Genomic DNA, 21,512 nt, shown 5'->3' on the forward strand with positions numbered 1-21,512 from the left:
CCATTATAATGCGACTATTATGAATTAAAAATTCTTGAGGCACAAAAAAATGAATCTCGGCTCACTGGTATCAGAATCCCGCAATCCACAAACCCTGGATCTCGATGCGCTCTCCACGCTTGACCTGGTTAATCGCTTTAACCAACAGGATACGCTGGTCGCGCAGGCAGTGAAAGAAACATTACCTGAGGTGGCGAAAGCCGTCGATGCCGCCGCCGCCGCACTGAAAGCGGGCGGACGCATCATCTACATGGGCGCGGGCACCAGCGGGCGTCTTGGGGTGCTGGATGCCTCAGAATGTCCACCAACCTTTGGTGTACCGCATGGCCTGGTCATCGGCCTGATTGCCGGTGGTCCGGGGGCATTACTGAAGGCGGTGGAAGGGGCAGAGGACAGTCAACAGCTCGGTGAAGACGATCTCAAAGCCCTTAACCTGACCGCGCAGGATCTGGTGGTCGGGCTGGCGGCCTCCGGGCGCACGCCGTACGTGATTGGCGGCCTGGCATTTGCGAACCAGATCGGCTGCACCACCGTGGCGATCTCCTGTAATCCGGGCTCACCGATTGCCCAGATTGCGTCGATCGCCATCTCGCCCGTTGTCGGCCCGGAAGCCTTAACCGGCTCCACCCGCCTGAAATCCGGCACCGCGCAAAAGCTGGTGCTGAACATGATCTCTACCGGCGCGATGGTGAAATTCGGCAAGGTCTATCAGAACCTGATGGTGGACATGAAAGCCACTAACGTGAAGCTCATCGACAGGGCGTGCCGCATGGTGGTGGAAGCTACTGGCACCTCCCGTGAAGAGGCGGAAGAGGTGTTGAAACAGACCGGGTATGACGTTAAACCGGCCATTCTGATGATCTTAAGCGGGCTGGATGCCGCTGCGGCGCGCGCCAGGCTTGACGCGCATCAGGGATTCTTACGTGCGGCATTAGAAAACTAAAGAGGCATACATGGAAAAAACAGTAGCCCTCGCCAGCGATATCCTTGCGGGTATTGGCGGAGAGAACAATATTCTGCGTCTGGAAAACTGCATGACGCGGGTGCGGGTGGAAGTTCAGGATGATAACAAGCTCGATCTGGCGCGGCTGAAAAAACTGCCCGGCGTCAGCGGCTATGTGAAGCAGGGGGAGCAACACCAGCTGATCGTCGGCCCTGGAAAGGCCGCGCAGGTGGTGGACGCCATGCGTTCGCTGATGGGCGGAGCGGTGATTGATGACGCCGAGCGCACTAAAGCGCAGGCGAAGGCCAAATATAAAGCGCCGATGAGCGACGCGCTGCGCCAGCTGGCAAACGTCTTTATTCCGCTGATCCCGGCTTTTATTGCCTCGGGGCTGATCACCGGGATTATAAATATCCTCAAACGCCCGGACATTGTTGGCGACTTCGCGACCCACTATCCCAACCTGCTGGGGATCCTCGGCATCTTCGGCAGCGCGGTCTTTGCCATCATGAACATTCTGGTGGGGGTGAACACCGCCAAGGTGTTTGGCGGCTCGCTGGCGATGGGCGGGGTTATGGCGGGGATTCTTTCCAGCCCACAGCTGGCGCAAATCACCCTGTTTGGTGAAGCGCTGCAGCCGGGGCGGGGCGGGGTGATCGCCGTTCTGCTGGTGGTAGTATTGATGTGCTGGATTGAGAAAAGGCTTCGCAGTGTTCTGCCTGGCTCGCTGGAGCTGATTTTTAATCCGCTGCTGACAACCTTAATCACTGGCAGCGTTGCAATCATCGCCCTCCAACCGTTGGGTGGCGTGATCTCGGAATCTATCGCCCACGGCGCTTCCTGGGCTATCGATCGCGGGGGATTCCTGGTGGGCGGGGTACTGTCCGGCACCTTCCTGCCGCTGGTATTGACTGGCTTACACCAGGGCCTGGTGCCTATCCACGTTGAGCTGGTACAGGCCCATGGTTACAACGCGCTGCTGCCTATTCTGGCGATGGCCGGTGTCGGGCAGATCGGCGCGGCGATTGCGGTGCTGATGAAAACCCGTAATGAACGCCTGAAAAAGGTGATCAAAGGGGCGCTGCCGGTCGGGCTGTTGGGGATCGGTGAACCGCTGATCTTCGGTGTCACCCTGCCGCTGGGCAAGCCATTTATCGGCGCCTGTCTGGGGGGCGCGATCGGCGGGGCGCTCATTAGTTACTGGAAAGTGGCAACCGTTATCACCTTCGGTATTTCTGGATTACCGCTGGCATTAACCATCGTTACCGGAAAAGTCATGCTCTATCTGTTAGGCTATTTGGTAGCGGTGATCGCCGGGTTCCTGTTTACCTGGCTGTTAGGGTTTAATGATCCAGAGGAGTAAAGTTTGGCCAATCACGAGCGTCGCGTAGTCTTTTTTGATCTGGACGGAACGCTGCATCAGCAGGATATGTTCGGCACCTTTATGCGCTATTTGCTGCGCCGACAGCCCCTGAATGCTTTGCTCGTGTTGCCCCTGTTACCCATTATCGGCGGCGCGTTGCTGGTTAAAGGCCGCGCTGCCCGCTGGCCGATGAGCCTGCTGCTGTGGGGCTGCACCTTCGGCCACAGCGAAGCGCGGCTCAAACAGCTGGAGAAAGAGTTTGTCAGCTGGTTTCGTGGACATGTCACCGCCTTCCCGGTGGTGCAGGAGCGGTTAACCAACTACCTGAATGCCAACGATGCCGATATCTGGCTGATCACCGGCTCGCCGCAGTCGCTGGTCGAGCAGGTCTATTTCGATACCCCCTGGCTGCCGCGCGTCAACCTGATTGCCACCCAGATGGGGCGTGCGTACGGTGGCTGGGTGCTGACCATGCGCTGCCTCGGCCACGAAAAGGTGGTGCAGCTGGAGAAGAAAATTGGCACCCCGCTGCGGCTCTACAGCGGCTACAGCGACAGTAAGCAGGACAACCCCCTCCTTTACTTCTGCCAGCACCGCTGGCGCGTCACGCCCCTTGGCGAACTTCAGCAACTGGAATGAGTGTGTGATTATGCATAGCGGGTGTGTATAATGCGCCCGCTTTTCAGACTGGAGTATGCTGCGTTGTCCGACCTTGAACTCAATCATGAATACTGGATGCGCCATGCGCTCCAGCTTGCCAAACGTGCCTGGGAAGAGGGTGAAGTCCCGGTGGGCGCCGTGCTGGTCCACAATAACCAGGTGATTGGCGAAGGCTGGAATCGCCCGATTGGACGTCACGATCCCACCGCCCATGCCGAAATCATGGCCCTGCGCCAGGGTGGACTGGTGCTGCAAAACTACCGCCTGCTGGACACCACGCTCTATGTCACCCTCGAACCTTGCGTCATGTGCTCCGGTGCCATGATCCACAGCCGGATCGGCACGGTGGTGTATGGCGCGTCAGATGAAAAAACCGGTGCGGCAGGTTCGCTGCTGGACGTGCTCCGACATCCCGGCATGAACCATCAGGTCAATGTGATGGGTGGGGTGCTGGCACCAGCGTGTTCGGAGATGCTAAGTGAGTTCTTTCGAATGCGGCGTCAGCAGAAAAAGCGACAAAAGGCAGAATTGAAGTTATCGGGCGAGTAAGTTCATCCGGCGACACCACCGGATAACTTTGCGCCAGCTGCTGTGTTGCCTGCGCCTCTCTCTCTTTCTCCATCAAATACCCCACCAGGCTAATCTGGTATTTACGGATATTTTCCACGTAGGCGTAGGCCTCGTGGCCGCGCGCATAGCCATAGGTTAACTTGCTGTAATACGGCTTCTGGCTCAGCAGCGGCAGTCGCTGTTTGACGTCTGACCAGCTATCGGCATTGCCTTTGGTTTTTGCCGTCAGGGCGCGGGCGTCGATCATATGGGCATATCCCATGTTGTAGGCCGCCAGCGCAAACCAGATCCGCTCCTCTTCCGGCACCGTCTCCGGCACCTTATCCATCATATCCTGCAGGTAGCGCGCACCGCCGCTGATGCTCTGTTCGGCATCGGTACGGTCGGTGAGACCCAGGCTCTGGGCGGTATTTTTGGTCAGCATCATCAGGCCGCGCACGCCGGTGGGCGAGGTGGCGAGGGCATCCCAGTGTGATTCCTGATACGAGATGGCTGCCAGCAGGCGCCAGTCGATCTCCTGAGCGTACTTCTCAAACAGCGGCTTGAGATCCGGCAGGACATTATCTACCGCCCGCAGGAAGCTGCGGGTATCCACATAGTCAAAGTCATCGCCATGACCGAGGTATTTCTCCTCCAGACGCGCCAGGGTGCCGTCCTCATTCATTCCGTTGAAGAAATCGAGCATTGCAGCGGAGAGCGTCTGGTCAGCATCGAGGGGGCTGAACCAGGTGACGGGCTGCTCGTCAGTGACATCCAGCGCCACCGCCAGTTCCGGGTGAACACGCTGGAACAGGCTGATGGCTACCGAGTCCGCGATGGTGTAGGGCAGTTTACCGTCGGCGACCAGCCCCAGCAGCGCCGTGGTGCCCAGCTTCTCATCCACCCTCCAGTTAAGGTCGGGATACTTTTTCTCTTTCAATGCCCGCAGATCGTCAATCACCACATGCCCGGGGGCAATGGTGAGCTGGTCAGCCGTGAGGCTGGCAAGAGAGCGCGGACGCAGGCTGCCGACGCGATAGACCAGCTGCTGCGAGACGGAATAAAAAGTGGGGCCTGGTTGATAGTTTTTACTGCGCTCGCTGTTATAGACCAGCCCGGCGGCCAGCATATCGGCATCGCCGTTGTCCAGATCGTCAAACAGCTGGCTGATGTTCTGGCGCACGGTCATTTTGAGCTTTACGCCCAGGTAGTCAGCAAAGTGCTGCGCCAGCTCGTAGTCCAGGCCAATCACTTTGTTGTTGATCGCGGTGTAGGTCAACGGCGAAGAGATAGTACTGACGCGCAGCTCCCCCCGCGCCTGAATGGCGGCGATGCGATTGTCGGCCTTGCCGAACCAGGGGATTGAAGGCCAAAGGGCCGCTGCCAGCAGCAAGGTAACTATGCCGATGAACAGATAATTAATCTTTAATTTTTTCAATAAGTTGATTCTATGAGCAGTCTATTATTTTGGTTTGTTGTCGCCACAGTAAAAACAAGTATTACCAAAGATTTCGCGGCATTTTGCGTAAAGTTACGCCACTTGGCAACTTATTAGCGGGAAAGGCTTAAATGGCGGCAACGATTTTATTACGACGCAAACGGTTTCGTCGGCGCGCAGGATCCACTATAATGGCGCCCGTTTTCCCCCCTTGCGCACACTGTAAGCGCCTCCGGCGCTTCGAAGACGAGAGACTTATGATGGAAATTCTGCGTGGTTCGCCTGCACTGTCTGCCTTCCGTATCAACAAACTGCTGGCACGTTTTCAGGCGGCCGACCTTCCGGTAAGCAATATTTACGCTGAGTATGTCCATTTTGCTGACCTGAATGCTCCCTTAACGGCAGAGGATTTAGTTCGCCTTGAGCGCCTGCTGAAGTACGGCCCAAGCCTGAGCAGCCATACCCCGAACGGTAAACTTCTGCTGGTTACGCCTCGTCCGGGCACCATCTCCCCCTGGTCTTCTAAAGCAACCGACATCGCCCGCAACTGTGGTCTGAGCCAGATTGATCGTCTGGAACGCGGCGTGGCGTATTACGTTGAAGCCTCCACCCTGACTGACGCCCAGTGGGCCGTTGTGGCAAGCGAATTGCACGACCGCATGATGGAGAGCGTGTTTGCCTCTCTGGATGATGCGCAGCAACTCTTCTCTCACCACCAGCCTGCGCCAGTTCAGAGCGTGGACCTGCTGGGTGAAGGCCGTCAGGCGCTGATTGACGCCAACCTGCGTCTGGGCCTGGCGCTGGCCGACGATGAAATTGATTATCTGCAGGATGCTTTCGTTAAGCTGAACCGCAACCCGAACGATATCGAACTCTATATGTTCGCGCAGGCTAACTCCGAGCACTGCCGCCACAAGATTTTTAACGCCGACTGGGTTATCGACGGTGAGCAGCAGCCGAAGTCGCTGTTCAAAATGATCAAAAACACCATGGAAAAAACCCCTGACCACGTGCTGTCTGCCTATAAAGACAACGCCGCGGTGATGGAAGGTTCCGAGGTGGGCCGCTTCTTCGCCGATCGCGAAGCAGGGCGCTATGACTTCCATCAGGAGCCTGCGCACATCCTGATGAAGGTTGAAACACACAACCACCCGACGGCGATTTCGCCATGGCCGGGTGCGGCGACCGGTTCCGGCGGCGAAATCCGTGACGAAGGCGCCACCGGCCGTGGGGCAAAACCCAAAGCGGGTCTGGTGGGCTTTTCCGTTTCCAACCTGCGTATCCCGGGCTTTGAACAGCCGTGGGAAGAGGACTTCGGCAAGCCAGAGCGCATTGTGACCGCGCTGGATATCATGACCGACGGCCCGCTGGGTGGCGCGGCGTTTAACAATGAATTTGGCCGTCCGGCCCTGAACGGTTACTTCCGTACCTACGAAGAGAAAGTGGACAGCCACAACGGCGAAGAGCTGCGCGGTTACCACAAACCGATCATGCTGGCAGGCGGGATCGGCAATATCCGCGCCGATCACGTACAGAAAGGCGAGATCGTCGTCGGTGCGAAGCTGATCGTCCTGGGCGGCCCGGCGATGAACATCGGTCTTGGCGGCGGAGCGGCATCGTCGATGGCATCCGGTCAGTCTGATGCGGATCTCGATTTTGCCTCCGTACAGCGCGACAACCCGGAGATGGAGCGCCGCTGCCAGGAAGTGATCGACCGCTGCTGGCAGCTCGGCGACGCCAACCCGATCCTGTTTATTCACGACGTGGGCGCGGGTGGTCTCTCCAACGCCATGCCGGAGCTGGTAAGTGATGGTAACCGCGGCGGCCGCTTTAACCTGCGCGACATCCTGAGCGATGAGCCAGGCATGAGCCCGCTGGAGATTTGGTGTAACGAATCCCAGGAACGCTACGTGCTGGCCGTTGCCCCGGATCAGTTGCCCCTGTTCGATGAACTGTGCCGCCGCGAGCGCGCCCCGTACGCGGTAATCGGTGAAGCCACCGAAGAGATGCACCTCTCCCTGAGCGATACCCACTTCGACAACCAGCCGATTGACCTGCCGCTGGACGTGCTGCTGGGCAAAACGCCGAAGATGACCCGCGACGTACAGACCCGCAAAGCGAGCGGCAAAGCCCTCGACCTGCAAGGCGTGACGGTTGCCGAGGCGGTAAACCGCGTTCTGCATCTGCCAGCTGTGGCAGAAAAAACCTTCCTCGTTACCATCGGTGACCGCACCGTAACCGGCATGGTTGCCCGCGACCAGATGGTTGGCCCGTGGCAGGTGCCGGTGGCAAACTGCGCGGTGACCGCCGCCAGCCTCGACAGCTACTATGGTGAAGCGATGGCGCTGGGCGAACGCTCCCCGGTTGCTCTGCTGGACTTCGCGGCCTCTGCCCGTCTGGCCGTAGGTGAAGCGCTGACCAACATCGCCGCTACCCAGATCGGCGACATCAAACGCATCAAGCTCTCCGCCAACTGGATGGCCGCAGCGGGTCACCCGGGCGAAGACGCCGGGCTGTACGAAGCGGTGAAAGCGGTAGGTGAAGAGTTGTGTCCGGCGCTGGGCCTGACCATTCCGGTGGGTAAAGACTCCATGTCGATGAAAACCCGCTGGCAGGAAGGCAGCGAGCAGCGCGAGATGACGTCGCCGCTGTCGCTGGTGATCACCGCCTTCGCCCGCGTGGAAGATGTTCGTCATACCATCACCCCGCAACTCTCTACCGAAGACAACGCATTGCTGCTGATTGATCTCGGTAAAGGCCACAACGCACTGGGCGCTACCGCGCTGGCGCAGGTTTATCGCCAGCTGGGTGACAAGGCTGCCGACGTGCGCGACTTGGCGCAGCTGAAGGGCTTCTACGACGCCATTCAGGCGCTGGTTGCCCAACGCAAACTGCTGGCCTACCACGACCGTTCTGATGGTGGTCTGCTGGTGACTCTGGCAGAGATGGCCTTTACCGGCCACTGCGGCGTAGAAGCCAACATTGCCAGCCTGGGAGACGATCGTCTGGCGGCGCTGTTTAACGAAGAGCTGGGTGCCGTGATTCAGGTGCCTGCAGCCGAACGCGAGGCAGTGGAAGCGCTGCTGGCGCAGCATGGTCTGGGCGACTGCGTACACTATCTGGGTAAAGCGGTGACCGGGGATCGCTTTGTCATCGAAGCCAACGGTCAGGCCGTCTTTGCCGAAAGCCGCTCCACGCTGCGCATGTGGTGGGCAGAGACCACCTGGCAGATGCAGCGTCTGCGTGACAACCCGGCATGCGCCGATCAGGAGCACGAGGCGAAAGCCAACGACAATGATCCGGGCCTGAACGTGAAGCTCTCGTTCGACATCAACGAAGACATCGCTGCGCCGTATATTGCCAGGGGGGCGCGTCCGAAAGTCGCCGTTCTGCGCGAGCAGGGCGTTAACTCCCACGTTGAGATGGCGGCAGCCTTCCACCGTGCGGGCTTTGATGCCATCGACGTACACATGAGTGACCTGCTGGCAGGGCGTACCGGTCTGGCCGATTTCCAGGCGCTGGTGGCGTGCGGCGGCTTCTCATACGGTGACGTCCTGGGCGCGGGCGAAGGCTGGGCGAAATCCATTCTCTTCAACGACCGCGTTCGCGACGAGTTCGAAACCTTCTTCCACCGTCCGCAGACCCTGGCGCTGGGCGTCTGTAACGGCTGCCAGATGATGTCGAACCTGCGTGAGCTGATCCCGGGTAGTGAAGCCTGGCCGCGCTTTGTGCGTAACCAGTCCGACCGCTTCGAAGCGCGTTTCAGCCTGGTGGAAGTGACCCAAAGCCCGTCTCTGCTGCTGCAGGGGATGGTGGGATCCCAGATGCCAATCGCGGTATCTCACGGTGAAGGGCAAGTTGAAGTGCGTAACGCCGCGCATCTGGCGGAGCTGGAGAGTAAAGGCCTGGTGGCGCTGCGCTTTGTCGATAACTTCGGTAAAGTCACGCAGACCTACCCGGCGAACCCGAACGGCTCTGCCAACGGGATCACCGCCGTTACCAGTGAGAGTGGTCGCGTCACGGTAATGATGCCGCACCCTGAGCGCGTGTTCCGCACCGTCAGCAACTCCTGGCACCCGGAGAACTGGGGCGAGGATAGCCCGTGGATGCGTATCTTCCGCAACGCGCGTAAGCAGTTGGGTTAAGTTCAGAACGGCAACTTCGGTTGCCGTTTTTATTTGTCTTCTCTTTAAAAGAAAGAGGGCAGGGCGAAGGCATCGCGTCGTGTTCTGCTGGTCATTTCCCGGTGTCGCAAATATGCGACAACCCCTGTTTTTCGGTGTCGCCGATTGGCGACATTTAACCTATTGATTTTAATAGAACGACTAATAACTCTGCCAGGGTGTTGCTGATAAGCGACAGATAGCCTGAAAATCATTCCGCCCGCAATTACCGTATAAGTTTATAAAATCTTATATAAATTAACGATTTAATATTTTTATTTGCAATATGGCACATCTGTTGCATAATAATAACCAGTGGCTCATTCACCTTCTTATGTCAGCCCCTTCGGGACGTGCTACATAAACTTCGAATGACGCACAAAAAGGTGCCTGCCGTCCAACTACTGATCATAGCGTTGCTTTATCAGACCCAGGGCGAAACGTCGAGTTAGGCACCGCCTCATTCCACAACAAAGCCGGGTTTTTAACCCGGCTTTGTTGTATCTGAAGGGTTGTCCAGCTAGCATCCTCTTACCCCCTCGCAACAGAGAGTAATGCGTTGAAACGCTGGCCTGTTTTCCCTCGCTCCTTGCGACAGTTAGTTATGATGGCATTTCTGCTGATCCTGCTGCCTCTGCTGGTGCTTGCATGGCAGGCATGGCAAAGCCTGAATGCCCTCAGCGCCCAGGCGGCGCTTACCAACCGGACCACCCTGATTGATGCCCGCCGCAGCGAGGCGATGACCAATGCCGCGCTGGAGATGGAACGCAGCTACCGGCAGTATTGCGTGCTTGACGATCAAACCCTGGCGCGGGTGTACCAGAATCAGCGTAAGCGCTACAGCGAAATGCTCGACGCCCATGCCGGCGTGTTACCGGACGATAAGCTTTACCAGGCATTACGCCAGGATATCAATGCGCTGTCGCAGCTCCAGTGTCTCAATAGTGGCCCCGATGCGCTGGCTGCGTTAAAGCTGGAGGCTTTCGCCAATGCGAATGCCGAGATGGTGCAGGCGACCCGGGCGGTGATCTTCTCCCGCGGGCAACAGCTTCAGCAGGAAATTGCCGAGCGAGGCCAGTTCTTTGGCTGGCAGGCACTGGTGCTGTTTCTGGTCAGCCTGGGGCTGGTCCTGCTCTTTACCCGTATGATCATCGGCCCGGTCAAAGGCATCGAGCGGATGATTAACCGACTGGGGGAGGGGCGCTCGCTGGGCAATACCGTGGTCTTTACCGGCCCGCGCGAGTTACGCTCGGTTGGGCAACGCATCATCTGGCTCTCAGAGCGGCTGGCGTGGCTCGAATCCCAGCGCCACCAGTTTTTACGCCATATCTCCCACGAACTGAAAACCCCTCTCGCCAGTATGCGTGAGGGCACCGAGCTGCTGGCTGACGAGGTGGCCGGACCGCTGACACCGGAGCAGGGAGAGATTGTAGAGATCCTCGATGCCAGCAGCCGTAATCTGCAAAAGCTGATTGAGCAGTTGCTCGACTACAACCGAAAACTGGCCGACGGCATGCCCGAGCTGGAACGGGTAGAGTTGGCACCGCTGGTAGATATGGTGCTCTCCGCTCACAGCCTGCCTGCACGCGCTAAAATGATGCATACTGAGCTGGCACTTTCGACGCCCGCCTGTTTAGCCGAACCCATGCTACTGATGAGCGTGCTGGATAATCTTTATTCCAACGCGGTGCACTATGGCATTGAATCCGGTACCATTTATATTCGCAGTTTTACGCGCGGCTCGCGAGTCTGTATCGATGTGGCCAACACCGGAAACCCGATCCCCGACGATGAAAAAGCGATGATTTTCGAACCCTTTTACCAGGGTAGCCATCAGCGCAAAGGGGCGGTTAAGGGAAGCGGTCTGGGGTTGAGCATCGCCCGCGACTGTATTCGTCGTATGCAGGGAGAGCTTAATCTTGTCACTGACGACCGTACCGATGTCTGTTTTCGCATCGAACTGCCGCTTGAGTCGGAAAAATCACTGAAATGAATCTAAGTCTGGTGAGTATGTCACACGTCTTTTCCCGCGCCATTAGCGCGGTATTTTCCGCCCACTTTATCCGCCTGAGCCTTCCCTGCCTGCTGTTGGCCGGATGCGTCACCCATGCGCCGGTCCCCGCTATCAGCGACAAGCAGGATGAAAAATTGCCTGAACATCAGCTGGCAGATTTCCTTTCTACCGACTGCAATAATATCTGGCAGCTGCACGGTAAAGAGACCGACAGTAACCCGCTCTACTGGCTGCGCGGCATGGACTGCGCGGATCGCCTCTCACCCGTCGCCGCGCGTGCAGAGGCGCGCGGATGGACCGATGACACCTGGCAGGAGAGCTTTAAACGCGGCATCCTGCTGGCGAATGCCAAAATTAACCCGGTGGAGCGGCGAACGTTGACCACCCGGCTGGATGCACTAAGCCCGCAGATCCCCGCCCAGGTGCGCCCGCTGTATCAACTGTGGCGACATGGGCAGGTATTGCAGCTGCAGCTGGCAGAGGAGCGTTCCCGCTACGGCAAACTACAGCAGACGACCGACGGCGAACTGGATACCCTGCGCCAGCAGCAGCAATATTTACGCACGCAGCTGGATACCACCACCCGGAAGCTGGAAAACCTGACCGATATTGAACGGCAGCTCTCCACCCGTAAGCCGGTCAGTAACTATCTGCCAGATGCGCCGAAGAGTGCGACATCCCCCGTTGATAGCGACGCGGCGGAGACCCCGAAACAAGAGGACGGAAAGCCATGACAAGCCGAAAACCTGCGCATCTTTTGCTGGTGGATGACGACCCTGGCTTGCTGAAGCTGCTGGGCATGCGTCTGGTGAGCGAAGGTTACAGTGTGGTGACCGCCGAAAGCGGTCAGGAAGGGCTGAAGGTGCTGGGGCGCGAGAAGATCGATCTGGTCATCAGCGATCTGCGGATGGATGAAATGGACGGCATGCAGCTGTTTACCGAGATCCAGAAGCTGCAGCCCGGCATGCCGGTGATTATCCTCACCGCCCACGGCTCGATCCCGGATGCAGTTGCGGCCACCCAGCAGGGGGTCTTTAGCTTCCTTACCAAGCCGGTGGACAAAGATGCGCTCTACAAAGCGATCGATGATGCGCTGGAGCATGCCGCGCCGTCCGGCGATGAGACGTGGCGGGAGTCGATTGTTACCCGCAGTCCAATCATGCTGCGGCTGCTGGAGCAGGCGCGGATGGTGGCGCAATCCGATGTCAGCGTACTGATTAACGGCCAGAGCGGCACCGGGAAAGAGATCCTCGCCCAGGCCATTCACAACGCCAGTCCGCGCGGCAAAAATGCCTTTATTGCCATCAACTGCGGGGCACTGCCCGAGCAACTGTTGGAGTCAGAGCTGTTTGGTCATGCGCGCGGTGCTTTTACCGGCGCGGTCAGCAGCCGGGAAGGGCTGTTCCAGGCCGCGGAAGGCGGTACGTTGTTCCTCGATGAAATTGGCGATATGCCTGCGCCTCTGCAGGTCAAACTGCTGCGCGTTTTGCAGGAGCGCAAGGTCAGGCCGCTCGGCAGTAACCGCGATATCGACATCAATGTGCGCATTATCTCGGCTACCCACCGGGATCTGCCTAAGGCAATGGCGCGCAACGAGTTCCGCAAGGACCTCTTCTATCGTCTCAATGTGGTCAACCTGAAGATCCCGGCGCTGGCTGAGCGGGCGGAAGATATTCCGCTGCTGGCTACCCAGCTGTTGCGCCAGTCTGCCGAGCGGCATAAGCCTTTTGTGCGGGCGTTCTCCACCGACGCGATGAAGCGGCTGATGACCGCCAGTTGGCCCGGCAACGTGCGCCAGCTGGTGAACGTGATTGAGCAGTGCGTGGCGCTCACCTCCTCGCCGGTCATCAGCGATGCGTTGGTAGAGCAGGCGCTGGAGGGGGAAAACACCGCCCTGCCGACCTTCGTCGAGGCCCGCAACCAGTTTGAACTTAACTATCTGCGTAAGTTGCTGCAGATCACCAAAGGCAACGTGACCCATGCTGCACGCATGGCCGGGCGCAACCGCACCGAGTTCTATAAGCTGCTGTCGCGCCACGAGCTGGAAGCAAACGATTTTAAAGAGTGATACCCTAAATTCCGCCTGAATATGATACTGTGAGCAACCGATTACGAGGCAGCTGACAGGCATAAGTTTAAGGACCACCATGAAAAAGATTGATGCGATTATTAAACCTTTCAAACTGGATGATGTACGTGAAGCGCTGGCAGAAGTAGGCATCACCGGCATGACGGTGACAGAGGTGAAAGGCTTTGGTCGTCAGAAGGGCCACACTGAACTGTACCGTGGCGCGGAATACATGGTCGATTTCCTGCCGAAGGTAAAAATTGAAATCGTGGTGTCTGACGACATCGTTGAAACCTGTGTGGATACCATCATCCGCACGGCGCAGACCGGCAAAATTGGTGACGGCAAGATCTTCGTCTTTGACGTGGCGCGCGTGATCCGTATCCGTACCGGCGAAGAAGACGACGCAGCGATCTAAAACTTCACCGGGTGGCGCAGCGCGTACCCGGCCTGTACAACCCGTCGGCCTGCACAAGCGCAGCGCCGCCAGGCCAAAAAAAGCCCCTCTTCTGAGGGGCTTTTGCATTACAGCACTTTATGCGGGCCGAAACATTCGTAGTGAATGTTGTCTTTGTTCACGCCCAGCTCAAGGAGTTGCTGGGCGGCAAACTGCATAAACACCACCGGACCACAGACATAGAACTGCATATCCGGGGCGCTGAACAGCGCTTTATAGTGGCCTAAATTCATCAGGCCTTCGCTGCCAAACAGCGCCAGGGCACGATCGTTGTCGCTCGGCTGACGATACCAGGTGTGCGCATTAAAGTTCGCCAGATCGGCGGCAATGGTTTTAACCTCATCGTCAAACGCATGCACATCGCCATTTTCAGCCGCATGGAACCAGTTTACCTGCGCGTTATGCTGCGATTTCGCCAGCGTATCCAGCATCGCCAGCATTGGGGTCTGACCGACCCCGGCAGAGATCAGCGTCACCGGCGTAGTAGATTCCACCGCCATAAAGAAATCGCCTGCTGGCGCTGCCAGATGCACCACATCACCGACGTTGGCTTTGTCATGCAGCCAGGTAGAAACCTGACCGCCTTCTTCGCGTTTCACCGCAATACGATAGCCTTTGCCGTTTGGCTTGCGGGTCAGGGAGTACTGACGGATCTCCTGATGCGGGAAGCCTTCCGGCTTCAGCCACACGCCCAGATACTGGCCCGGCTGGTAGTCGGCAACCGGCTTGCCGTCGACTGGCTCGAATTCAAAGCTGGTGATAAGCGCGCTGCGCGGGGTTTTTTCTACGATACGGAAGGCGCGGGTGCCTTCCCAGCCGCCATTCTTACTGGCGTGCTCACTGTAAATCTCTGCTTCCCGGTTGATAAAGACGTTAGCCAGCACGCCGTAGGCTTTGCCCCACGCATCCAGCACTTCCTGACCCGGGCTGAACATCTCATCCAGGGTAGCCAGCAGGTGACTGCCAACGATGTTGTACTGCTCCGGTTTGATCTGGAAGCTGGTGTGTTTCTGGGCAATTTTTTCCACCGCTGGCAGCAGCGCCGGCAGATTCTCAATGTTGCTGGCGTAGGCGGCGATGGCGTTGAACAACGCTTCACGCTGATCGCCGTTACGCTGGTTGCTCATGTTGAAAATCTCTTTAAGCTCCGGGTTGTGCGCGAACATGCGATCGTAGAAATGGGCGGTGAGTTTAGGTCCGGTTTCGACCAGCAGGGGAATAGTGGCTTTAACGGTAGCGATGGTTTGGGCGTCTAACATAGCAGCTTCCTTCAAATGTTACTCTAATGATGTATTTTATATGCATCTTATAGAAAATAACCCTGCGTTGTAAATGGTTCTTTGCAACATGAATTAGCTGCATCACAAACCTGAAAAGAAATCCGCTTTACAAGGGGAGAGCGTTATTCCTCAAACCCTTGCGTGGCGGGTAGGTAAACGTTTGCGTAAAATCGTTTGTCAAGACCTGTTATCACTCTGCTAATCAGTTATACTGTTGCCCGTCGTCCAACTGGACCGCCTTTTTTCAGGCAAAAATTTACTTGTTAGCTGAGTCAGGAGATGCGGATGTTAAAGCGTGAAATGAACATTGCCGATTATGATGCCGAACTGTGGCAGGCTATGGAGCAGGAAAAAGTACGTCAGGAAGAGCACATCGAACTGATCGCCTCCGAAAACTATACCAGCCCGCGCGTTATGCAGGCGCAGGGTTCTCAGCTGACCAACAAATACGCTGAAGGTTACCCGGGCAAGCGCTACTACGGCGGTTGCGAGTACGTTGATATCGTTGAACAGCTGGCGATTGACCGTGCTAAAGAGCTGTTTGGCGCAGACTACGCGAACGTCCAACCGCACTCTGGCTCTCAGGCTAACTTCGCTGTTTACACCGCGCTGCTGCAGCCGGGCGATACCGTGCTGGGTATGAACCTGGCGCAGGGCGGCCACCTGACTCACGGCTCCCCGGTTAACTTCTCCGGCAAGCTGTACAACATCATCCCTTACGGTATCGATGAGTCCGGTAAAATCGACTACGAAGACATGGCGAAGCAGGCTAAAGAGCACAAGCCGAAGATGATCATCGGTGGCTTCTCTGCTTACTCCGGTGTGGTTGACTGGGCAAAAATGCGTGAAATCGCCGACAGCATCGGTGCTTACCTGTTCGTGGACATGGCGCACGTTGCCGGTCTGATTGCCGCAGGTGTTTACCCGAACCCGGTTCCACACGCGCACGTCGTTACCACTACCACCCACAAAACCCTGGCGGGTCCACGCGGTGGCCTGATCCTGGCGAAGGGCGGTGACGAAGAGCTGTATAAAAAACTGAACTCCGCAGTCTTCCCAAGCGCGCAGGGCGGCCCACTGATGCACGTCATCGCCGCGAAAGCTGTGGCGCTGAAAGAAGCGATGGAGCCTGAGTTCAAAGTTTACCAGCAGCAGGTTGCTAAGAACGCCAAAGCGATGGTGGAAGTGTTCCTGAACCGTGGCTACAAAGTGGTCTCCGGCGGGACTGAAAACCACCTGTTCCTGCTGGATCTGGTTGATAAAAACCTGACCGGTAAAGAAGCTGACGCTGCCCTGGGCCGCGCCAACATCACCGTCAACAAAAACAGCGTACCAAACGATCCGAAGAGTCCGTTCGTGACCTCCGGTATCCGTATCGGTTCTCCGGCTGTTACTCGCCGCGGCTTTAAAGAAGCGGAAGTGAAAGAGCTGGCTGGCTGGATGTGTGACGTGCTGGACAACATCAATGACGAAGCCGTTATCGAACGCGTGAAAGCCAAAGTGCTGGATATCTGCGCGCGCTTCCCGGTATACGCATAAGTCTGCCCCGCAGAATAAAGGCCGCGTATGCGGCCTTTTTTTATGGCTAACGTCGGTCGATAGAGATAGCGCCTGGCCCGGCAACCGCCAGCAGCAGAAAACCGCCAGCAATACTGATGTTCTTAAAGAAGTTAATCATATTCGGCATTACCGCATCGCCACTCATATCCCAGTAGTGGTGACCAATCACCGCCGTACCCAGGGTATAAAAGACAAACAGCACTGCCAGCGGGCGGGTAAAAAAGCCGAGCACGATCAGAATGGCGGCGGGCACTTCCATGATCACCGCCACGATGGCCGCCAGCATCGGCATCGGGGCGCCCAGCTTCGCCATGTATTGCACCGTGCCGTCGAAACCGAACATCTTTGGCACACCGAATATAATAAACAGCAGGATGAGGGCGAGACGGGCGATCAACAGAATCAGCGCCCGGGACTGACCAAAATCGAAATACCGTAAACTGTTCATGGCAGGCTCGCTATGCAGGGCATTTATCTTAAAGCTAATACACAAAATGCCGCCCCGCCATTCAGCTTTCCCTCATAAATCAGGCGTTAGGGTGATTTAAATTTGCCTGACTGCGGCATGTGCCCGTTAGCCTGCCTCCGGTGTATCTTCCACCAATAAATAACCGGTGCCGATGATCTGTCGCTACCGCAGTAACCCGCAGGGCGGCGGATTACAGGCGCGCTTTTTCCTTATCCACGAGCAGCCGGTGGCAGGGATGAAAGCGACAGCACGGTGGAGATTTTCGTCGCGAGCATCGCCAGCACCTGTTAATCAGCTGTTAATACCCGCTTGCGCCAGCCTGTTTTTACCGCCAGACTATCGCCTCCAAAACGGGAGGGATTCATGGTTTTGCATTCCACACGCTGGCTGGCGCTCAGCTACTTCACCTACTTTTTTAGCTACGGTATTTTTCTGCCTTTCTGGAGCGTCTGGCTCAAGGGAATTGGCCTCACCCCGGAGATGATTGGCATTCTGCTTGGCTCGGGCCTGGTGGCGCGTTTTCTGGGTAGTCTGCTTATTGCGCCGCGCGTCAGCGATCCCTCTCTTTTAATCAAAGCCGTACGCGTGCTGGCGCTGCTCACCCTGGTGTTTATGGCCGGTTTCTGGGTCAGCCAGCAGTTTGCCTGGCTGGTGGTGGTGATGGTGGGCTTTAACCTCTTCTTCTCGCCGCTGGTGCCGCTGACCGATGCGCTGGCCAATACCTGGCAGAAGCAGATCACCATGGACTATGGCCGGGTGCGGCTGTGGGGGTCGATTGCCTTTGTGATTGGCTCGGCGCTGGTGGGTAAGCTCGTCAGCCTGTATGACTACCGGGCCATTCTGGCCCTGTTGAGTATCGGGATCCTGTCGATGCTGCTCGGCATGCTGCTGCGCCCGTCGGTGATGCCGCAGGGCGAGAGCCGTCAGCAGGAGAGTGCAGGCTGGCCGGCATGGCGCTCGCTGGTCGCCCAGAGCTGGCGTTTCCTGGCCTGCGTCTGTCTGCTGCAGGGCGCGCATGCCGCCTACTATGGCTTCAGTGCCATCTACTGGCAGGGCGCCGGGTATTCAGCGTCTGCCGTGGGTTATCTCTGGTCGCTGGGCGTGGTGGCGGAAGTGATCATCTTTGCCCTCAGTAACCGGCTGTTCCGCCGCTTTGGTGCCCGGGATCTGCTCCTGCTCTCTGCCATCTGCGGCGTTGCCCGCTGGGGGATCATGGGCTGGACCACCGAGTTGCCGTGGCTGATTGTCGCGCAGATCCTGCATTGCGGCACCTTTACGGTATGCCACCTGGCGGCGATGCGCTATATCTCGGCGCGTAAAGGCAGCGATGTGATCCGTCTGCAGGCGGTCTACTCCGCCGTGGCGATGGGCGGCAGTATTGCGATCATGACTGTCTTTGCCGGCTTCCTTTACCAGCATCTCGGACACGGGGTCTTCTGGGTGATGGCGCTGGTGGCGCTGCCCGCGGTACTGCTGCGTCCGCGAGTGGCAGCGCACTAAGATTCCAGCATGGCCCGAATATGTTCCTGCTGCTGCGCATTCAACGCCTCGACGGCATGGATGAGCGGCGGCGAGAACAGGGGCAGGGCGGTGGTATAGGGTGTAACCACCAGGGCGGCCTCGCGCGGGGCGCCCTCCTTCTGGAAGGACTGTAACGTCACATAGCGAATGTTCAGCGGCAGCAGGGTCAACTCCCGCAGTTGCTGTTCAATCAGCTCCTCGCAGGCTTTATCTTCCCCGGTCAGTAACACCACCTGCTTTTCATGCAGATCGCTCTCCTGCATCAGCCAGGCGCCAAAGATCACCGCCACCAGGCTCGACTCCTCCTCAGAGAACTGCAGGCCAAACTCCGCTTCCAGCTCGAACAGCACCTCCCGGGTGGTACGCATCAGGCGGGGATAGAGACGGTGGATCTCCTCAGGCAGGCTGTTGTCAATGCCGATACCAAACAGTGAGCGGTCCAGGGCTTGCGCAATATGAACATAAAGCTGATCGATCAGCCCTTGTTCGTCGCTGAACTGCATCCCGGTTTGTCCACGAAAGCGGGCAACCATACGGGCAATCGTGCGGCGCAGACGGTCATCTTCCTGGTGCGCATCGCGCAGGGGATCGGGTGTGCGGAGCATCATAAACAGCAGCGCCAGAAAGGGTTGTTCATCAGCGTGGGGGACCTGCGCCACGCGACGCTGCCAGTGACGCACAATCTCCTGCGCCATCAGGTATTCATTGCGCGACTGGGTCCAGTTGCGCTGAACCACTGAAAACTCGGGGCTCAGGCCCAGATGGTGCTGGAGCAGGCAGTACTGCAGATAGAGCTGCAAAAACTGCGTATCCCGGCATTCGAACTGACGCTGCAGACGGCGCGAGCAAAAATTAATCAGTGCCCGCAGATTGGTATCGTCATATAAAGTGCGGGCGATGCCGAGCTGTTTTAGCGCGATCTTCAGAGATGGGGTAAACTGCTGCGCGATGAAGTGGGGGCAGAGGCGTAACGCCCGGCGCAACCAGTGCAGCAGGCATAAACGTTGGTTCAGGTGGCTACCTTCAAGCAGGTAGCAGCCATCATGCTGTGTCGCAATGTCGAGCTGGTGATAGCGCTGGATCTCCATGCGCATCTCGTCGATATCCTGCCGGCAGAGGGCATCATCGACACCATTGATTTCACCGATGCGTTCCAGGGTAGCGCGAAATCCTGGCACATAGAGCATCAACAGAACCTGGCAGCGGCGCTGCGAACTGGAAAGTGCAGATGGCATTTCGAGAGTTGTCATCATCTGTCGGGTTCCAGTTAGGGTGTTTGATAAGAATAGCTAAAGGATGTACCCCGTAGCGCACAATGCCGGGCATTTCCTTCAGGAATGCGGGTGAACATCACAGAATTTTTGACGTGAGGATGAGATGCAAATAGTTAAACGCAGCGCAACAACGCTTTTTTTAGCGGTTTTATCTTTTGCTGCCGCCGCGCACCCTCACAGCTTTATCACCCTGAAAACGCAAATAATGGTGAAAGACAACCAGCTTACCGGGCTGAAGATGCGCTGGGCGATGGATGAACTTACCTCCGCCGATCTGCTTTATGATGCCGGAAACGCAAAGCCGGGGGATGAAATCTGGAAAAAGCTGGCGGCAGAGGTGATGGCCAACGTGCTCGGCCAACACTACTTTACCGAGTTCTGGCATAACGGCGAGAAGGTGAAATTCCTCAACCGGCCCACCCAGTACGGTATGACTCGTCATGAGCATCAGGCGGTGCTGACCTTTATTTTGCCGCTGGCGGAGCCTCAGCCGCTGGCCGGGCAAAAATACACCTTCTCTACCTTCGACCCCTCCTACTACGTCGACATGAGCTACGCCGAGGATGACGATGTGACCCTGCCGGAGGCCGTGCAAAAAAGCTGTTCCGTCAGCGTGGAGACCCCGGAGCCGAGCGATGAGACGCTCAACTTTGCCAGTTCACTGGATAAAGACGATGCCCCGCCGGAAGACATGGATCTCGGTAAACAGTTTGCCCAGACGGTGAGGTTGCAATGTCAGTAGTTCGCGCGCGCCGCATGTGGGATCTCTGGCCGCTGGCACTGTTTCTGGTGGCGGCGGTATCAGGGGCCATCTGGCTGTGGCAGGCGTGGCCGCAGGTGATGCGGCAGAGCATTCTCTGGCAGCGGGACGTCAATCAGCAGATGAGCGGCTTGCTGAAAGCGGTGGCCGACAATCCGACGGCGGCGGGCGGGTCGCTGCTGATTTTCAGCTTTTTATACGGCGTGCTGCACGCCCTGGGACCGGGCCATGGGAAAATCGTCATTACCACCTGGCTTGCCACTCATCCTTCAAAACTGAAATCGAGTATTGGCATAACCCTGGCCTCTTCTTTATTACAGGGGGGCGTGGCGATCGCGTTGGTCGTGGGCGTGTTAACGCTGCTGCAGCTCCCGGCGCGGGATCTGCATATGAGCAGCTTCTGGCTGGAGAAGGGGAGCTATGCCCTGGTGGGCGTGCTGGGGCTGATGCTCTGCTGGCGGGCGTTAAAAAAGCTGCGCATCTTGCTGCGTAAACCCACCTTCAAAGCGTTTACGCCGCATCATGTCCATGACGCACACTGCGGCTGCGGTCATCAACATCTGCCCGGTCCGACGCAGATCCAGCGCGCTAACGACTGGCGTGCACGGACGATGATCGTTCTGTCGATGGGCATGCGGCCCTGCTCCGGGGCGATTATGGTGCTGCTGTTCAGTAAAGTGATTGGCGTGTTCATCTGGGGCGTGGCCTCGGCGCTGGCGATGGCGGCGGGAACGGGGCTGACGATCTCTTCTCTGGCGTTGCTGGTACACGGTTTTCGTCAACTGGCGGTCAGACTCAGCGGCAATAAAGCGCCGGTGCTGTGGCGTCAGGTCGGGTGGACTACGCTGGCCTTAGCCGGTGGGGTGGTGTTACTGGTCGCGGCGGTGATGATGTGGATCAGTGCGGTGCCGGTGGGCAGAGGGATGCGGCCGTTTTAATGAGGTGAGGGCTGATGCCCTCACATTGCCCCCTTCCACGTTAAGAGGGGAGGGC

Annotated in this window: 17 protein-coding genes; 13 read left to right on the forward strand and 4 right to left on the reverse strand. The window is 57.6% G+C overall.

The features are described from left to right. Positions 1-49: 49 nt before the first annotated feature. The 4 genes from murQ to tadA are packed head-to-tail and all read left to right on the forward strand — an operon-like array spanning position 50 to position 3,515. Positions 50-943, forward strand: coding sequence for an N-acetylmuramic acid 6-phosphate etherase (murQ, locus tag C3F35_RS17680; protein WP_032613166.1), 894 nt, complete (start codon positions 50-52; stop codon positions 941-943). Positions 944-953: 10 nt separating this feature from the next. Continuing rightward, on the forward strand, positions 954-2,306 hold the full coding sequence (locus tag C3F35_RS17685) for a PTS transporter subunit EIIC (RefSeq protein ID WP_103793078.1): 1,353 nt from the start codon (positions 954-956) through the stop codon (positions 2,304-2,306). A gap of 3 nt (positions 2,307-2,309) precedes the next feature. Beyond that, positions 2,310-2,945, forward strand: a complete 636-nt coding sequence (gene yfhb / locus C3F35_RS17690) for a phosphatidylglycerophosphatase C (protein WP_032613162.1) — start codon at positions 2,310-2,312, stop codon at positions 2,943-2,945. Between the two features lie 30 nt (positions 2,946-2,975). Continuing rightward, the gene (gene tadA, locus C3F35_RS17695; protein ID WP_071886428.1) at positions 2,976-3,515 is read left to right on the forward strand and encodes a tRNA adenosine(34) deaminase TadA; all 540 of its coding nucleotides are present in this window, start codon (positions 2,976-2,978) and stop codon (positions 3,513-3,515) included. On the opposite strand, the gene mltF is transcribed toward tadA, so the two are convergent. Continuing rightward, positions 3,397-4,953, reverse strand: coding sequence for a membrane-bound lytic murein transglycosylase MltF (gene mltF / locus C3F35_RS17700; RefSeq protein WP_146054053.1), 1,557 nt, complete (start codon positions 4,951-4,953; stop codon positions 3,397-3,399). The genes tadA and mltF overlap by 119 nt on opposite strands. Before the next feature lie 257 nt (positions 4,954-5,210). Between mltF and purL the strand changes: the two genes are divergently transcribed. The 5 genes from purL (at position 5,211) to glnB (ending at position 13,616) form a co-directional block, all read left to right on the forward strand. Next, positions 5,211-9,098, forward strand: coding sequence for a phosphoribosylformylglycinamidine synthase (gene purL, locus C3F35_RS17705; protein WP_103793077.1), 3,888 nt, complete (start codon positions 5,211-5,213; stop codon positions 9,096-9,098). 577 nt (positions 9,099-9,675) lie between these two features. Further along, positions 9,676-11,109: a two component system sensor histidine kinase QseE/GlrK gene (qseE, locus tag C3F35_RS17710; RefSeq protein WP_032613156.1), complete on the forward strand. Its 1,434-nt coding sequence runs from the start codon at positions 9,676-9,678 to the stop codon at positions 11,107-11,109. Next, positions 11,106-11,864, forward strand: a complete 759-nt coding sequence (qseG, locus tag C3F35_RS17715; RefSeq protein WP_103793076.1) for a two-component system QseEF-associated lipoprotein QseG — start codon at positions 11,106-11,108, stop codon at positions 11,862-11,864. Before qseE ends, qseG begins: the two co-directional genes overlap by 4 nt. After that, positions 11,861-13,198, forward strand: a complete 1,338-nt coding sequence (gene glrR / locus C3F35_RS17720; RefSeq protein WP_103793075.1) for a two-component system response regulator GlrR — start codon at positions 11,861-11,863, stop codon at positions 13,196-13,198. The genes qseG and glrR overlap by 4 nt, the downstream gene beginning before the upstream one ends. Before the next feature lie 79 nt (positions 13,199-13,277). After that, positions 13,278-13,616 (forward strand): nitrogen regulatory protein P-II, encoded by a 339-nt coding sequence (glnB, locus tag C3F35_RS17725; RefSeq protein ID WP_032613150.1) that lies wholly within the window; start codon positions 13,278-13,280, stop codon positions 13,614-13,616. Positions 13,617-13,723: 107 nt separating this feature from the next. On the opposite strand, the gene hmpA is transcribed toward glnB, so the two are convergent. Then, positions 13,724-14,914, reverse strand: a complete 1,191-nt coding sequence (gene hmpA, locus C3F35_RS17730) for an NO-inducible flavohemoprotein (RefSeq protein ID WP_032613148.1) — start codon at positions 14,912-14,914, stop codon at positions 13,724-13,726. Between the two features lie 306 nt (positions 14,915-15,220). On the opposite strand from hmpA, the gene glyA reads away from it, so the two are divergent. After that, entirely contained in the window at positions 15,221-16,474 is a 1,254-nt protein-coding gene (gene glyA / locus C3F35_RS17740; protein ID WP_032613146.1) for a serine hydroxymethyltransferase, read from the forward strand. A gap of 46 nt (positions 16,475-16,520) precedes the next feature. Here the strand turns inward: glyA and C3F35_RS17745 are convergent, their stop codons facing one another. Further along, complete coding sequence (locus C3F35_RS17745) at positions 16,521-16,943, reverse strand: DoxX family protein (RefSeq protein ID WP_059307394.1); 423 nt, start codon at positions 16,941-16,943, stop codon at positions 16,521-16,523. Positions 16,944-17,327: 384 nt separating this feature from the next. Here C3F35_RS17745 and C3F35_RS17750 point away from each other — a divergent pair, with 384 nt between their 5' ends. Continuing rightward, the gene (locus C3F35_RS17750) at positions 17,328-18,464 is read left to right on the forward strand and encodes a 3-phenylpropionate MFS transporter (RefSeq protein WP_032613141.1); all 1,137 of its coding nucleotides are present in this window, start codon (positions 17,328-17,330) and stop codon (positions 18,462-18,464) included. On the opposite strand, the gene csiE is transcribed toward C3F35_RS17750, so the two are convergent. Then, entirely contained in the window at positions 18,461-19,738 is a 1,278-nt protein-coding gene (gene csiE, locus C3F35_RS17755; RefSeq protein ID WP_077226726.1) for a stationary phase inducible protein CsiE, read from the reverse strand. The two genes, C3F35_RS17750 and csiE, sit on opposite strands and share 4 nt — an antisense overlap. A gap of 124 nt (positions 19,739-19,862) precedes the next feature. Here csiE and C3F35_RS17760 point away from each other — a divergent pair, with 124 nt between their 5' ends. Together C3F35_RS17760 and C3F35_RS17765 are read left to right on the forward strand one after the other, a co-directional pair. Next, on the forward strand, positions 19,863-20,501 hold the full coding sequence (locus C3F35_RS17760; protein WP_032613138.1) for a DUF1007 family protein: 639 nt from the start codon (positions 19,863-19,865) through the stop codon (positions 20,499-20,501). Further along, complete coding sequence (locus tag C3F35_RS17765) at positions 20,492-21,457, forward strand: nickel/cobalt transporter (RefSeq protein WP_103793074.1); 966 nt, start codon at positions 20,492-20,494, stop codon at positions 21,455-21,457. The genes C3F35_RS17760 and C3F35_RS17765 overlap by 10 nt, the downstream gene beginning before the upstream one ends. Positions 21,458-21,512: the final 55 nt, after the last annotated feature.

The sequence above is a fragment of the Leclercia sp. LSNIH3 genome (assembly GCF_002935105.1).
Taxonomy (GTDB): Bacteria; Pseudomonadota; Gammaproteobacteria; order Enterobacterales; family Enterobacteriaceae; genus Enterobacter; species Enterobacter adecarboxylatus.